The organism is Pseudomonas sp. ZT5P21 (assembly GCF_054897785.1).
On record NZ_CM142705.1, the window covers coordinates 1,343,954 to 1,359,336 of the forward strand.

Annotated in this window: 12 protein-coding genes; 6 read left to right on the forward strand and 6 right to left on the reverse strand. The window is 58.6% G+C overall.

Annotated elements, in window-relative coordinates:
• Positions 1-134 precede the first annotated feature (134 nt).
• The 3 genes from ACYZT9_RS06165 (at position 135) to ACYZT9_RS06175 (ending at position 3,603) form a co-directional block, all read left to right on the forward strand.
• Complete coding sequence (locus ACYZT9_RS06165; RefSeq protein ID WP_462010163.1) at positions 135-1,439, forward strand: homoserine dehydrogenase; 1,305 nt, start codon at positions 135-137, stop codon at positions 1,437-1,439.
• A gap of 66 nt (positions 1,440-1,505) precedes the next feature.
• Positions 1,506-2,915, forward strand: a complete 1,410-nt coding sequence (thrC, locus tag ACYZT9_RS06170) for a threonine synthase (protein WP_462009005.1) — start codon at positions 1,506-1,508, stop codon at positions 2,913-2,915.
• Between the two features lie 403 nt (positions 2,916-3,318).
• Positions 3,319-3,603 (forward strand): DUF3509 domain-containing protein, encoded by a 285-nt coding sequence (locus ACYZT9_RS06175; RefSeq protein ID WP_462009006.1) that lies wholly within the window; start codon positions 3,319-3,321, stop codon positions 3,601-3,603.
• 175 nt (positions 3,604-3,778) lie between these two features.
• Here the strand turns inward: ACYZT9_RS06175 and ACYZT9_RS06180 are convergent, their stop codons facing one another.
• Together ACYZT9_RS06180 and ACYZT9_RS06185 are read right to left on the reverse strand one after the other, a co-directional pair.
• Positions 3,779-4,705 (reverse strand): TIGR02285 family protein, encoded by a 927-nt coding sequence (locus tag ACYZT9_RS06180; protein WP_462009007.1) that lies wholly within the window; start codon positions 4,703-4,705, stop codon positions 3,779-3,781.
• Complete coding sequence (locus ACYZT9_RS06185) at positions 4,686-5,885, reverse strand: CaiB/BaiF CoA transferase family protein (protein ID WP_462009008.1); 1,200 nt, start codon at positions 5,883-5,885, stop codon at positions 4,686-4,688. Before ACYZT9_RS06185 ends, ACYZT9_RS06180 begins: the two co-directional genes overlap by 20 nt.
• Before the next feature lie 147 nt (positions 5,886-6,032).
• On the opposite strand from ACYZT9_RS06185, the gene ACYZT9_RS06190 reads away from it, so the two are divergent.
• The 3 genes from ACYZT9_RS06190 (at position 6,033) to ACYZT9_RS06200 (ending at position 9,718) form a co-directional block, all read left to right on the forward strand.
• Positions 6,033-6,575 (forward strand): YaeQ family protein, encoded by a 543-nt coding sequence (locus tag ACYZT9_RS06190; protein ID WP_007944886.1) that lies wholly within the window; start codon positions 6,033-6,035, stop codon positions 6,573-6,575.
• A 58-nt stretch (positions 6,576-6,633) separates the two neighbouring features.
• Entirely contained in the window at positions 6,634-8,343 is a 1,710-nt protein-coding gene (gene recJ, locus ACYZT9_RS06195) for a single-stranded-DNA-specific exonuclease RecJ (RefSeq protein ID WP_462009009.1), read from the forward strand.
• A gap of 268 nt (positions 8,344-8,611) precedes the next feature.
• The gene (locus ACYZT9_RS06200; RefSeq protein WP_462009010.1) at positions 8,612-9,718 is read left to right on the forward strand and encodes an NADH:flavin oxidoreductase/NADH oxidase; all 1,107 of its coding nucleotides are present in this window, start codon (positions 8,612-8,614) and stop codon (positions 9,716-9,718) included.
• 98 nt (positions 9,719-9,816) lie between these two features.
• On the opposite strand, the gene ACYZT9_RS06205 is transcribed toward ACYZT9_RS06200, so the two are convergent.
• The 4 genes from ACYZT9_RS06205 to ACYZT9_RS06220 form a co-directional block, all read right to left on the reverse strand.
• Positions 9,817-11,001: an OpgC family protein gene (locus tag ACYZT9_RS06205; RefSeq protein ID WP_462009011.1), complete on the reverse strand. Its 1,185-nt coding sequence runs from the start codon at positions 10,999-11,001 to the stop codon at positions 9,817-9,819.
• Between the two features lie 209 nt (positions 11,002-11,210).
• Complete coding sequence (locus ACYZT9_RS06210; RefSeq protein ID WP_462009012.1) at positions 11,211-12,617, reverse strand: ATP-binding protein; 1,407 nt, start codon at positions 12,615-12,617, stop codon at positions 11,211-11,213.
• Positions 12,614-14,425, reverse strand: coding sequence for a DAHL domain-containing protein (locus ACYZT9_RS06215; RefSeq protein WP_462009013.1), 1,812 nt, complete (start codon positions 14,423-14,425; stop codon positions 12,614-12,616). Before ACYZT9_RS06215 ends, ACYZT9_RS06210 begins: the two co-directional genes overlap by 4 nt.
• Entirely contained in the window at positions 14,422-15,381 is a 960-nt protein-coding gene (locus ACYZT9_RS06220; protein WP_462009014.1) for a cytochrome-c peroxidase, read from the reverse strand. Before ACYZT9_RS06220 ends, ACYZT9_RS06215 begins: the two co-directional genes overlap by 4 nt.
• Positions 15,382-15,383 lie beyond the last annotated feature (2 nt).

Here is a 15,383-nt window from a genome sequence, read left to right on the forward strand (position 1 = left end):
ATTCGCATCGTCACGGCCAGCCTTTGACGATCATGGTCCGGTGGCAACATTTACCGGGCCACTAATAGAGAGCCGCGAGCATGCGGTTGTTTTCACGGCCGGCCTTGAGTCGGCCGTTTCATGGGGAGTTCACAGTGAAACCGGTCAAAGTAGGCATCTGTGGGTTAGGGACCGTCGGTGGCGGTACCTTCAACGTACTTCAGCGCAACGCCGAGGAAATTGCTCGTCGTGCCGGGCGTGGAATCGAAGTGGCACAAATTGCCATGCGCACGCCAAAGCCTCAGTTCCATACGACCGGTATTGCGATTACCAACGATGTCTTCGAAGTGGCCACGAACCCTGAGATCGACATCGTAATAGAGCTGATGGGCGGCTACACCGTTGCCCGCGAGCTGGTACTCAAGGCCATCGAGAATGGCAAGCATGTCGTCACCGCGAACAAGGCACTGATTGCCGTTCACGGTAATGAAATTTTCGCCAAGGCTCGCGAGAAGGGCGTGATCGTTGCGTTCGAAGCGGCCGTGGCCGGCGGCATTCCGGTCATCAAGGCGATTCGTGAAGGCCTGTCGGCCAATCGTATCAACTGGGTCGCCGGCATCATCAACGGCACCGGTAACTTCATCCTCACCGAAATGCGCGAGAAGGGTCGCACCTTCGAAGACGTACTCGCCGAGGCGCAAGCACTGGGTTACGCCGAAGCCGATCCGACCTTCGACGTTGAAGGCATCGACGCAGCCCACAAGCTGACGATCCTGGCGTCCATCGCGTTCGGCATCCCGCTGCAATTCGACAAGGCTTACACCGAAGGCATCACCAAGCTGACCACCGCTGACGTGAACTACGCCGAAGCGCTGGGCTATCGCATCAAGCACCTCGGTGTCGCTCGCAGCACGGCGGCCGGCATCGAACTGCGCGTACACCCGACGCTGATCCCGGCCGATCGTCTGATCGCCAACGTCAACGGCGTGATGAACGCGGTGATGGTCAACGGTGACGCTGCCGGTTCGACCTTGTTCTACGGTGCTGGCGCCGGCATGGAGCCGACCGCTTCGTCGGTGATCGCCGACCTGGTGGACGTGGTTCGCGCCATGACCTCCGACCCGGAAAACCGCGTGCCGCACCTGGCCTTCCAGCCGGATTCGCTGTCGGCGCATCCGATCCTTCCGATCGAAGCCTGCGAAAGCGCTTACTACTTGCGCATTCAGGCCAAGGACCATCCGGGCGTGCTGGCTCAGGTCGCGAGCATCCTGTCGGAGCGCGGCATCAACATCGAATCGATCATGCAGAAAGAAGTCGAAGAGCATGACGGCCTGGTGCCAATGATCCTGCTGACTCACCGTGTGCTGGAACAGCACATGAACGACGCGATCGCCGCCCTCGAAGCCCTGACAGGCGTGGTCGGTCCGGTCGTACGAATCCGCGTCGAGCACCTGAACTAAGCCGTCATCGTTCACCGGGCCTGCGTGCGGGCCCGGGTATGTGAACACTGTCTATTGGAGCCAGTCATGCGTTATATCAGTACCCGCGGCCAGGCACCGGCCCTGAACTTCGAAGATGTCCTGCTGGCCGGTCTCGCCACCGACGGCGGTTTGTACGTCCCGGAAAACCTGCCACGTTTCACTCAGGAAGAAATCGCTTCCTGGGCCGGCCTGCCGTATCACGAGCTGGCTTTCCGGGTGATGCGCCCGTTCGTCACCGGCAGCATTCCTGACGCCGATTTCAAAAAGATTCTGGAAGAGACTTACGGCGTGTTTTCGCACAACGCCGTCGCACCGCTGCGTCAGTTGAACGGCAACGAATGGGTGCTGGAGCTGTTTCACGGCCCGACCCTGGCGTTCAAGGACTTTGCCCTGCAACTGCTTGGTCGGCTGCTCGACTACGTGCTGGAAAAGCGCGGTGAGCGCGTAGTGATCGTCGGCGCTACTTCCGGCGACACTGGTTCGGCCGCCATCGAAGGCTGCAAGCATTGCGAAAACGTCGACATCTTCATCCTGCACCCGCACAACCGTGTGTCAGAAGTGCAGCGTCGGCAGATGACCACCATTTTCGGCGAGAACATCCACAACATCGCCATCGAAGGCAACTTCGATGACTGCCAGGAAATGGTCAAGGCCAGCTTCGCCGACCAAAGCTTCCTCAAGGGCACGCGCCTAGTGGCGGTGAACTCGATCAACTGGGCGCGGATCATGGCCCAGATCGTTTACTACTTCCACGCGGCCCTGCAGCTGGGCGGCCCGGCGCGCTCGGTGTCGTTCTCGGTGCCGACCGGCAACTTCGGCGATATCTTCGCCGGTTACCTGGCGCGCAACATGGGCTTGCCGATCAACCAGTTGATCGTCGCCACCAACCGCAACGACATCCTGCACCGCTTCATGAGCGGCAACCAATACGTCAAGGAAACCCTGCACGCTACGTTGTCGCCGTCGATGGACATCATGGTGTCGTCGAACTTCGAGCGTCTGTTGTTCGATCTGCACGGTCGCAATGGGGCGGCGATTGCCGGTTTGATGGATTCGTTCAAGCAGGGCGGTGGTTTCAGCGTTGAACAGGAGCGTTGGACCGAAGCGCGCAAGCTGTTCGATTCGTTGGCTGTGGATGATGCGCAAACCTGCGAAACCATTGCTGAAGTCTACGAGCAGACCGGCGAGGTGCTGGATCCGCACACGGCCATTGGCGTGAAGGCAGCACGTGAATGCCGTCGCAGTCTGGATATTCCGATGGTGATTCTCGGGACTGCCCATCCGGTTAAATTCCCGGACGCGGTAGAGAAGGCTGGCGTTGGCAAAGCGCTGGAGTTGCCTGTGCACCTGGCTGATCTGTTTGAGCGGGATGAGCGTTGCACCGTGTTGCCGAATGACCTCAAGGCTGTGCAAGCGTTTGTCAGTCAGCATGGGAATCGTGGCAAGCCGCTGTGATCGGGTAGTTTGGTTTACATTTCCGTTTCTGCGGTAACGACGGCTATTGGTTCCGCCCTTACGGCGGGTCACTTTGGAAAAGCCCCAAAGTAACCAAAGGGGCGCAGGCGCTTGGTTACTTGGCGCTTTTCCAAGTAACCCGCCGTAAGGGCGGAACCATTAGCAGCCGTTACCAAAGTAATGGATATTCACCCAATCCCAATCCCAATCCCATCTCCAATCCAAATTCCCACTGCCGCATAAGCCCATACACAAACCTGTCATCTGCGCCATGCATGCTGTATCAACCAGAGACGCCGACGCGTCTGCGACACAAACCCAGAACTTTCTTCTCGGGCGGATGGTCATCTAAAGTAGACCTGCCCTAGGCACTTTGTTTTCGGACTATTGAGTGGTGATCGAGATGGAAAGTATCAGTCTATTGCTCGGTGAGGCTCTGAGCCCGTACCAGGTGACGTTGACCCCGTCGGGCACCCATGGCGAATGCCTGGTGACATTGAAAAGCGCGACTGGCGCTATCGTGGTCGAACGGGAATTCAATCAGGCTCAATTGACCGACAAACGTCTGCTCACGGATGTGGTCGACGGCTTGCATCGCGATCTGATGATTGCAGAAGGACGCCTGGAACCCTGCGTTATCGCGGCGTTGCGCAATGCAGCACAGGACAAGGTCCTGGGCCGGCCGTAATTGAATTGGATTGTGTGGGAACCTTCCTGGGTGAAGGTCAGTCAGAGCATGTAACAGCAGGATCAAACATTGTGCTCCGGTGTTTGTAGTCGTGCTGTTACTGGTCTTTATGTAGACCACGTTTAACCCCGAGTCGTCTCCCCACTTCTCGGGGTTTCTTTTTGCCAGCGATTTGTCATTGCCCAGACTGATGCTCAAAAAATGCCTTGGTTTCCTTCAGGTAATCGCTGCGGCGTGCCGGGTCCAGCCAGTCTGCATAAAGTGAATCCAGGTGGTCGCGGGACAGGTTGCGCAGCAACTGGTTGATCTCGTCGGTCGCCTGCCGTCCTTGAGGCGTATTCGAACAACCGATGTGCCCGGACAGGTACTTGCCGGTGCCCTTCACCGGATAAAACTCCAGTTGGTCGGCAGCGATAAGTTTTTGACTGGCCTGATAGCGGATCTCTGGCCAGTAACCCAAGACCACCTGCAACCGGCCCAGGCGCTGCATCTGCAGCAAGCTGCCAAGGGCATCGTTGCCGTAATGAGGCGTCAGGGCGCCTTCCGGTGCCCGCCGCAGAAGGGCGTCGACCACTTCACCGTAACTGCGCTCGGCAACCACACCGACTTTATTCGTGCCGCTTTTCAGCAGCGCCGCCAGATCGACTTCTCCTTCAATCAGAAAAGGTTCCAGTACCGGTCGATCCTCCTGGCGGACGACGAGGCCATTGCTGACAGCGCGGAACGCTGGAACAGAAAACGAAATCCACTGTTCGCGCTCCTTGGTCCTGAGCAAGGAGGGGTCGCACGTCAAAGATTCTTCGTGGAGCATTTGCAGGGCACGTGCCCGGTTCACACGCATCAGCGTGTGGTGGTATTGCGGCATACCGGCGATCAGTTGAGGCAAAATTTGATCGATGATCCCCTGACCTTTTTTCGGCCCCTCGAAGATCATCGTGGGTGGTAGATCTCGCAGCAGCCAGATTAGAGTTTCCTTCGGTTGTGCCCAGATGGTCGATGCCGGCCCTGCCAATAGCGCGAAAGCCGCCGCTGCCCGCCAGACACGGGAGTGGTTGAGTGCTGTTGAAAGCAGGCCCTTCAGCTTAGATGGCCCCGTCTTCACGCAGCTTTGCGATCTGTTCCTTGTCATAGCCAAGTTCGTTGAGTACCTGCGTATTGTGCTCGCCCAACTGCGGCCCGACCCATTCCGAACTGCCGGGTGTCTCTGAGAGTTTCGGCACGATTCCCGGCATCTTGAAATCTTTGCCGTCCGGCAGCTTTGCTTGCAGGAACATTTCCCGCGCCAGGTACTGCGGATCATTGAACATGTCTTCGGCACTGAAGATCCGGCTGGCGGGAACGTCCGCCTCATTCAACTGCTCGATGATGGCGTCCAGCGGCAGCGAATTGACCCAGCGATCAATCACCCCATAAATCTCGTCGCGACGGCTGTCACGCCCGTCGTTACTGGCCAGAGCCGGGTCGTTGGCCAGGTCTTCACGGCCGATGATCAGCATGAACCGTTTGAAAATCGCATCGCCGTTGGCGCCGATCTGCACATGTTTGCCATCAGCGCTGGTGTGGATCGAAGAGGGCGTTATGCCCGGCATGATGTTGCCGGTACGTTCGCGAATAAAGCCGAACACGTCGAACTCCGGGACCATGCTTTCCATCATGGCGAAGATCGCTTCGTACAGCGCCACATCCACCACTTGACCCAGACCACCGTTGACTTCGCGATGACGCAAGGCCATCAGCGCACCGATCACGCCCCAGAGCGCGGCAATCGAGTCGCCGATGGAAATCCCGGTGCGCACCGGTGGTCGATCCTCGAAGCCGGTGATGTAGCGCAGGCCGCCCATTGATTCACCGACAGCGCCAAAGCCTGGTTGATCTTTCATCGGGCCGGTTTGACCGAACCCGGAGAGTCGCACCATCACCAGTTTCGGGTTCAGTGCGTGCAAGACTTCCCAGCCCAGACCGAGCTTTTCCAACACGCCGGGGCGAAAATTCTCGATCAGGATGTCCGCTTCACCGAGTAGTTTTTTCAGGATCGCCAGGCCGTCCGGGTGTTTCAGGTTCAGGGTCAGGGACTTCTTGTTGCGCGCCTGAACGAACCACCACAACGAAGTGCCTTCATACATTTTGCGCCATTTGCGTAACGGGTCGCCGCCGTCCGGGGATTCGATCTTGATCACTTCAGCACCGAATTCGCCACAGATGCGCGAGGCAAATGGCCCGGCTATCAAGGTGCCCAATTCAATGACTTTCAGACCTGAGAGTGGTTTGGCGGTGAACGGCATGCTGGATCCTGTAGGACAAAGGCTTGGCTGATAGACCGTTTTAGCACAGCCCGCAGTCAGTCGCTCAAGGTTGATGGTCGCGAATTCGTTGATTGCCTGCCGCATCGGTTAGACTTGCCGCCTTTCCACGTATCAAGAAGCCCGTTCATGGCCCAGCCGTCCACGACCTACAAGTTTGAACTGAACCTCACCGACCTCGACCGTAGCGTTTACGAGACGGTGAAGCAGACCATCGCCCGTCACCCGTCGGAAACCGAAGAGCGCATGACCGTGCGGTTGCTGGCCTACGCCTTCTGGTACAACGAGCAGCTGTCGTTTGGCCGTGGTCTGTCAGATGTGGATGAACCCGCCCTGTGGGAAAAGAGCCTGGACGACCGCGTCCTGCACTGGATCGAAGTCGGTCAGCCAGACGCCGATCGCCTGACCTGGTGCTCGCGTCGCACCGAGCGCACCAGTCTGCTGGCCTACGGCAGCTTGCGCGTTTGGGAAACCAAAGTGATCCCGGCGATCAAGAACCTGAAAAACGTGCACATCGCCGCGGTTCCTCAGGAAGTCCTGGAAACCCTGGCCAAAGATATGCCGCGCGTTATCAAGTGGGACGTGATGATCAGCGAAGGGACGATTTTCGTCACCGACGACCGTGGTCAGCACGAAGTCCAGTTGCAGTGGTTGAGCGGCGAACGCGGCTGATTTCTTACCGCATCATCCGGTTTTATCCTACGTATTCCAGAGAAGCACCTGTCACCCCATGCGCATCGAACCTCGCCTGTTGCCCGACACCCTGCCATTCCTCGGTGATCTGCCACCACTGCTGACCCGCCTGTATGCGGCGCGGGGCGTGCAGTCCGAGGCTGAACTGGACAAGAGCCTGGCGCGGCTGATTCCGTTCCAGCAGCTCAAAGGCATCGATGCGGCGGTGGACTTGTTGGTGACGGCGCTGGAACAGCGCCAGCGAATTCTGATCGTCGGCGATTTCGACGCTGACGGCGCGACGGCCAGTGCCGTCGGCATGCTGGGCTTGCGCCTGTTGGGCGCGGCGCATGTCGACTATCTGGTGCCGAACCGTTTCGAGTACGGCTACGGCCTGACACCGGAAATCGTCGAAGTGGCGCTGACCCGTACGCCGCAGTTGTTGATCACCGTGGATAACGGCATCTCCAGCGTCGAAGGCGTGGCGGCGGCGAAAAAAGCGGGCCTCAATGTGCTGGTCACCGACCACCACTTGCCCGGCGATGAACTGCCATTGGCCGATGCCATCGTCAATCCCAACCAGCCGGGTTGCGGGTTTTCGAGCAAGGCGTTGGCCGGCGTCGGGGTGATTTTCTACGTGCTGATGGCCTTGCGCGCGCGTTTGCGCAGCCTCGGTTGGTACGAGAACACGTCGCAGCCGAACATCGGCGAACTACTTGACCTGGTGGCGCTGGGCAGCGTCGCCGACGTGGTGCCGCTCGACGCCAACAACCGGATTCTGGTGCACCAGGGCCTGGAGCGAATTCGCGCCGGACGCGCGCGGCCGGGGGTCAAGGCGATCCTCGAAGTCGCCAAGCGTGACCACACGCGCATTACCTCAACCGACCTGGGGTTCATTGTCGGTCCGCGCCTGAACGCGGCAGGGCGGCTGGATGACATGAGCCTGGGCATCGAATGCCTGCTCACCGACGATGCCGGCCTCGCCCGGGAAATGGCCATCCAGCTCGACGGCATGAACCAGGACCGCAAATCCATCGAGCAAGGCATGCAGCGCGAGGCGCTGGCCCAGCTCAAGGACTTGCCGGTTGAGTCGATGCCGTTTGGCTTGTGCCTGTTCGATCCCGAATGGCACCAGGGCGTCATTGGCATCCTCGCCTCGCGTATGAAAGAGCGCTATTTCCGTCCGACGATTGCCTTTGCCGATGCGGGCGATGGCATGCTCAAGGGCTCGGGCCGTTCGGTTCAGGGCTTCCACATTCGCGACGCCTTGAGCGTGGTAGCAGCGCAGCATCCAAACCTGATCAGCAAGTACGGCGGCCACGCCATGGCGGCCGGTTTGACCTTGCCAGAAGCGAATTTTTCGTTGTTCGCCGAAGCCTTTGACGCTGAAGTGCGCAGGCAATTGCGTGAAGAAGACCTGACCGGGCGTTTGCTGTCGGACGGGACATTGGCGGTCGAGGAGTTTCACCTCGAACTGGCCCGTGCGCTGCGTCATGCCGGCCCTTGGGGGCAACACTTCCCGGAGCCGTTGTTTCACGGGGTGTTCCAGTTGGTCGAGCAACGAGTTGTTGGCGAACGGCACCTCAAAGTGGTGCTGAGAAGCGAATGCGGCTCGGTGAAACTGGACGGCATCGCTTTTGGAATCGACCGTGATATCTGGCCGAACCCGACGATCAAATGGGTGGAACTGGCCTACAAACTCGACCTCAACGAGTTTCGCGGGAATGAGACGGTGCAACTGATGATTGCTCACATCGAACCGCGTTGACGCCTTCGCGGTGCAAGCCCGCTCCCACACGGTACGCGAACCCTGTGGGAGCGAGCTTGCTCGCGAAGCTATTTCCCTCACACCGAATCTCTCGGAACCCTACTTTATCCCCTGATGTCGACTAGGCTCTAAGCACTGCTTGATTGGCCTTGTGACGTCTTGTCGAATTTTTTGCCCGCGGGGGCGGGTGCTGCACCTTTATGTCCTGTCACTCGTCGACTTTTCAAACAGAACCCTGGAGCCTGCCCACTGATTCGAGAGGTGCCCCATGAGTCTGCTGCTTGAACCCTATACCCTTCGCCAATTGACCCTGCTCAACCGCATCGCGGTGTCCCCGATGTGCCAGTATTCCAGCGTCGATGGCCTGGCCAATGACTGGCACCTGGTCCACCTTGGCAGCCGTGCCGTTGGCGGGGCCGGTTTGATTTTTACTGAAGCCACGGCCGTCACTGCCGATGGACGCATCACCGCTGAAGACCTCGGTTTGTGGAATGACGAACAGATCGAGCCCCTGCAACGCATCACCCGCTTCATCGCAGCCCAAGGGGCTGTCGCCGGCATACAGTTGGCCCATGCCGGGCGCAAGGCCAGCACCCATCGGCCGTGGATTGGCAAGCACGGCAGCGTCAAACCTGAAGATGGCGGCTGGACACCAGTCGGTCCGTCGCCAATTGCCTTCGACCCGCAGCACACACCACCGAAACAGCTCGATGAGGGCGAGATCGTCGAGGTCATTCAGGCTTTCGTCGACTCGGCGAAACGGGCACTGACCGCCGGTTTCAAGGTCGTCGAAGTCCACGCTGCCCACGGTTATCTGTTGCACCAGTTTCTATCGCCCTTGAGCAATCAGCGCCGCGATCAATATGGTGGCTCGTTCGAAAACCGGATTCGGCTGGTGTTGCAAGTCACCGAAGCGGTACGCGCGGTGTGGCCAGAAGAGTTACCGGTGTTTGTTCGCGTATCGGCTACCGATTGGGTCGAGGACGGCTGGAACCCTGATGAAACCGTCGAGCTGGCGCGACGCCTCAAAGATTTGGGCGTGGACCTGATTGACGTCTCCTCGGGCGGAACGGCGGCCAACGCGGAGATTCCTACGGGTCCCGGTTATCAGACCCGGTTCGCTGAGCGTGTGCGCAAGGAGTCAGGTATTGCCACGGGCACAGTAGGAATGATTACCGAGCCGGCGCAGGCCGAGCACATTCTGCGCACATGTCAGGCGGACATTATTTTTCTCGCCCGTGAGTTGTTGCGTGATCCGTACTGGCCGTTGCATGCGGATGATGATCTGGGAGGGCGTAAGGCGATCTGGCCGGCGCAGTATCAGCGTGCTACGCATCGGGATCAGCCGATTCATGAGTCGGATTTGCGGGATTGAAGCGATCCTGCCAAAGGTGTGCGCATTTCCCTGTAGGAGCAGCCGGCCGTCGCTCGATTGCTCGCGAAGGACGTTAACGATAACGCGTACTTTCTGGTTTAACGCGGTGCCCTGACGTTTTCGCGAGCAATCGAGCGACGGCCGGCTGCTCCTACAGGGGAAACGTACTTTGGCTTTTGGTCGTGCATCAAGCGCTTGTTGAAATCCAGCCAGAGCCCCAGCAGTGCCATCAACCCGGCCCCCACCAACGCGGTGAATATCTGCATGGCAAAGGCATCGTCGGTCATTGCATTGACCATATCGGCCAAGGGTGCCAACAGCACGCCGAGGCAGAAAATCTCCAGTGAGTAACGCCCCATTCGACAGCATTGCTGCGCCAGCCAGTTTTGCGTCCAGCCAGTGTCCGGCAACAGTTTTGCGGTGACGTACGCCAGCGCCAGGAAGTGCAGTAGCCGCACCGGTGACAGGTCAGTCTTGCTGATCGGGTACAACAGGTTGCTCAGCCAGCCCGGCATCATCGCGTCATGTATTTTCGGCCACCTCCACGAGACGGTAATCACGCCGGTAATGACCACATACACCAACGCACTGACGAACAATGGCTGATACCACAGCGGACGAGTTTCGGCTAACCGTGGCCGCTGCCTGTAAGTCGCAGCAGCACCGCCGAGCACAAACAACAGCTGCCAGACGACCGGGTTGAAATACCACACACCGTCTTTGATCGCCGCCAGGTTCCAGCCGAACCATGGCGCCAGCAGGTACACCGTCAACGACACCGTCACCACCGCCCAGGCCTTGCGCACCAACATCGGCAACACCAGCGGCAATCCGGCCAGCAGTACGATGTACAGCGGCAGCGGGTCCATGAGGTTTGGTTTGAAGCGCAGCAGCAGTTCATCCACCAAAGCTTGCTGAGGGTTGGTGATGAAATGGTGCATGCCCATTTCTTCCACCAGGTCCCGGGTTTCCACGTGACTGTTAGCGAAGAACACGATGCCCATCAGCATCGCCAGCAGGAAAATATGCACCACGTAGAGCACCCAGGCGCGGCGCAGGATTTTCACGCAGGCAATCAGATAGCCATCGCGCTGAAGGATTTTTCCGTAGGCCAGGACGGCCGCGTAACCAGCCAGAAACACGAAGATTTCGGCGGCATCGCTGAAACCGAAATTACGCGGGGTGAGTTGACCGAGGGGATTGTGTGGAACGTGATCCCAGAAGATGAAGATCAGCGCCAGGCCTCGAAAAAAGTCGATTCGGTGATCGCGTTCAAACGTCATGACAGCGGGCTCGTGAACGGGTGTTTAATTAAGAAGTGGACGGAAACGCCAAGGGTTGCGCACCGCACATCGGCGGCGCGCAGGGTGGCGTGATTTATCGGGAAATGCAAAAACGGGGATGTTGCTTGATGTCTCAGACAACCCGCAATGGCTGTAGCAGCAGGTCGGGACCCTTTCGCGAGCAAGCCCACTCCCACATTGGGATTTGTTCAGGTGACTGGTTTGCTTTGGCGAACGGGTAATTCGATCCTGAACGTGCTGCCCATCCCGACTTCACTCACGACCGAAATATCCCCCCGGTGTTTCTTCACGATGCCATAGGACAGGGACAACCCCAGCCCTGTCCCCTGGCCCACCGGTTTGGTGGTGAAGAACGGATCGAAGATTTTCTGCAGGCTGCCCGGCGGGATGCCGGCGCCGGTGTCGGCGACTTCGATCCATACGGTTTCCCCTTCAGACCCGGTGCGCAGGGTGAGGGTGCCGCGTTCCGGGCCGATGGCCTGCGACGCGTTGACGATCAGGTTCATGATCACCTGGTTGATCTGCGAAGGCAGGCATTCGATATCGGGCAGGTCCTGATAGTCCTTCACCACATCGGCCTTGTACTTCAGTTCATTGGCCACGATGTTCAACGTCGATTCGATGCCTTGTTGCAGATTCGCCCATTGCCATTCCTGATTGGAGTCCACCCGCGAGAAGTCCTTCAGGTCTTTGACGATCTGCCCGACGCGGCTGATGCCGTCCTTGGATTCCTTGATCAGCAGCGGTATGTCGTCGCGCAGAAATTCGAGTTCGACCCGGTCACGAAGTTGTTCCAAACGCTCGACCAGCTCGCTGGAAGCAATCGCCTCTTCCGTGTCACGATAGGCGTCGAGCATTTCCTGCAGCTGTTTGAAATAGCCTTCGAGGGTGCCGAGGTTGGAGGAAATGAAGCCGATGGGGTTGTTGATTTCATGGGCGACGCCCGCCGCCAGTTGCCCCAGTGAAGCGAGTTTTTCCGATTGCACCAGTTGCGATTCCAGCTGTTTGCGCTCGTCGATTTCGCGTTGCAACGCCTCGCTGGCCTGTTTGAACTGGGTCGTGCGTTGATCCACCAGATGTTCCAGCTGGCTCATCTGCACAAAGGCCCGTTCGGTCATGTCCCACTTGGTCAGCAGGGTGTTGGCCATCTGCTGGACTTCAATGTTGTCGAACGGTTTTTTCAGAATCAGCAACCGATCATGGGCCTGTAACCGGTCCAGCAGTTCATCCCACGAATAGTCGGAGTATGCGGTGCACACCACCACTTGCAGGCGCGGGTCTTCCTGCCACAAATGCTCGATGGTTTGCGCGCCGTCCCAGCCGTCGGGCATGCGCATGTCGACGAAGGCCAGCGCGTAGGGACATTTTTCCTGCAAGGCTTCCTTGAGCTTGCCCAGGCCTTCTTGCCCGCCATACGCCGAATCCAGCTCGAACAGGGCGCGGGTCGATTTTACTTCACTGCCGAACAGCGCCGCTTCCATCGCGTCCAGCTCGACGGTCGGCACCGGCGTCGGCGTGAGGATCTTGCGGAAATCCTCATGAATGGACGGTGTGTCGTCGATCAGCAAAATACGACGGTTCGACAGTTCGCTCATGCGTCCTCCGTGACGGCTTTCAGCGGAATCTGCAGGGTGAACTGTGCGCCTTTGCCCGGCCCGTCGCTGTGGGCGGTGAGGTGGCCGTTCATTTCGATGGCAGCCAGGGCGCAGCTATGCAGGCCGAAGCCATGACCTTCCTTGCGCGTGGTAAAACCGTGGGCAAAGATGCGCGTCATGTTTTCCGGGGCGATGCCTTCACCGTCATCCTTGACGCTGACTTGCAGCGTCGTATCGTCGACGATTTTCACTCCGAGGGTCATTTGCCGCTGGCGATTGCTGAGGTCGGACATGGCGTATTTGGCGTTGCTGATCAGGTTGATCAGGATCAGCAGCAAGCGGTGTTTATCGCCCATGACCTGCGGCACTTCGCCGTACTCCTTGACCACCGTGACGTGATGCCGGGTCAGCGCGCCGGCGTTCATGCGCAAAGCGTCCTCGAGTAATTCGCTGATGTGCAGCGGTTCCATCAGGTTGTTGGCGCCCGCGTAGGATTGCTGGGTGGCGACGATGTCCTTGATGTGATCGACACTCTTGCTCAACTGCGCGAGTTCGTCGGACATGCCTTGTTGTTCGAGGGCGATGGCCTCCACCAGTTGATTGAGGTAACCGGGCAGCAGCTTGCCTTTCTCGTCCTGGGTCAGGAAGGTGCCGAGGTCGCCGGGGTGTTCGTTGATCAATTGCATCGCCTTGCCCAGCCCCTGGGCCTTGCTGGCGCGCAGTTTGCGGCTGACCAGATCGGCCGAGATGTTGACGCTGTTGAGCACGTTGCCGACGTTGTGTAACACATTGGTGGCGATCTCGGCCATGCCCGCCAGGCGCGCGGTGTCGAGCAGTTCGCTCTGGGTGTCCTTGAGTTCACGGGTGCGTTCTTCCACCCGCAACTCCAGGTCGTCATTGGCGGTTTTGAGGGCTTTGTTGACGCGGTTGATGACGGTGAAACTGCGCATGAGATGGATCGCCAGGTACACCAACAACAGGACCAGCAACACTGAAAACACCAACATGTAGAAGTGATAGCGCTGATCGGTCGCCTCGGCCTGTTGCTGATCCTTGTTCAGCAGGCTGGTAATGTCGTCCAGGCGTTCGGCCACGGGAATCGCTTCGATATTTTCCAGCAAGCGGTTGACCACCGGTTGTTCCCGCAGAATCAGTGAAATGTGGTTGCTCAGAATATCGATCGGGCTGTGAAACTGCTCGGGCAATCGCCCCTTGTTCACCCCCAGTTTGTTCAGTCCGACCAGAATGTCAGCCGCCTTGTCGTCGGAAGTGACTTGAGCGAATTCCATGCTGCTGAGCAACAAATCGTAAGTGTCAGTAGCGATGTTCTGCAGTTGCAGTTTGTCGCGATCAACCACCTGAGCCAGTTGCTCCTGAATATCGTCCTCGGCAGTAGGCAGGAACGCCAGTGAGTTGCGCAGCACGGCGTTGTGCGACTTGAACTGCTCCACCAGTCGGGTCTTTTCCAGAATGGCGACCAGGTACGCATCATGGTTGGTGCGCCAGATCGGCGAGTCGTTGCGACCGTGGTTCGATTCCATGGTGGCGAACCGCTCCCACAGCTGCGCCATCTCGATCAGCGGCGTGACCAGCGGATCATAGTTGTGGTTGGTAGCGATCCTGGCCTTGAGGATCTCGGTTTCCCATTGCGCGTTCAGCTGTTTGATCCGACCGATCAGGTCCCGGGATTCGGCGTAGGTCGACGTCTGGCTCGCATTCGATTTGAGGTAGAGAAACAGCAACGTCGAGGCCAGTATCACAGCGACGATGCCCAGCAGCGCCAGGTTGCGACGGTGAGATATTCTCATAAGGGTTTGCCTTCCCATTCACCCGTCAGGGTCTTGAGGAATTTGATAATCAGGGTTTTGTCCTCGGTGGAAGGAACGCGACCGAGCTGGAACTTGAACATCACGTCCACCGCCTCTTCGAGGCTGCTGGCAGAACCGTCGTGAAAGTACGGCGCGGTCACCGCGACATTGCGCAGGCTCGGCACTTTGAACACGTTGCGATCCTCTTCATCCCTGGTTACCAGATAGCGTCCGAGGTCGGTGTCGGTCGGATTGCCGCGAACCTTGAAGTAATCGCCCATGACGCCGAACTTCTGGAACATGTTGCCGCCGATGTTCACGCCTTGATGGCAGGCGATGCAGCCGTAGTCCTTGAAGCGCTGATAACCGTATTTCTCCTCCCGAGTGAGTATTTCGGTGTTACCCAGCAGGTACTGATCGAAACGCGAGTTGGTACTGATCAACGTGCGCTCAAAGCTGGCAAGGGCATTCTGTACATTGTTCATGGTCACGCCGTCCGGGTAGGCGTTGCCAAATGCGCTGCGGTACGCCGGATCGGCGGCCAACACCTTCACCACGTGATTCCAGTTACTGCCCATTTCACTGGGGCTCTTGACCACCTCATGGATCTGGGTTTCGAGGGTGTCGGCACGGCCATTCCAGAACTGCCTGAAATTCAGGCCGGCGTTGAACACGCTGGGGGTGTTGACCGTCAATGGCACACCGTTGAAGCCGATGGAAAACGCCTGGGTGTCGGCACCACCGTTTTCCAGCCGGTGACAACTGGCGCAGGACAGCGTGTTGTTGACCGACAGACGCGGCTCATTGAACAACTGGCGGCCGAGTTCGACCCGCAGCGGGTTTTGCTTTGGCACCGGGGGCAGCGGTTTGAGCGGTTCATCCAGCGGCGCGGCGCCCACGCTCAGACAGAATCCGAGCAGCGGCACCAGGAGCAGGTAGTGAAGAGATGACGACATTT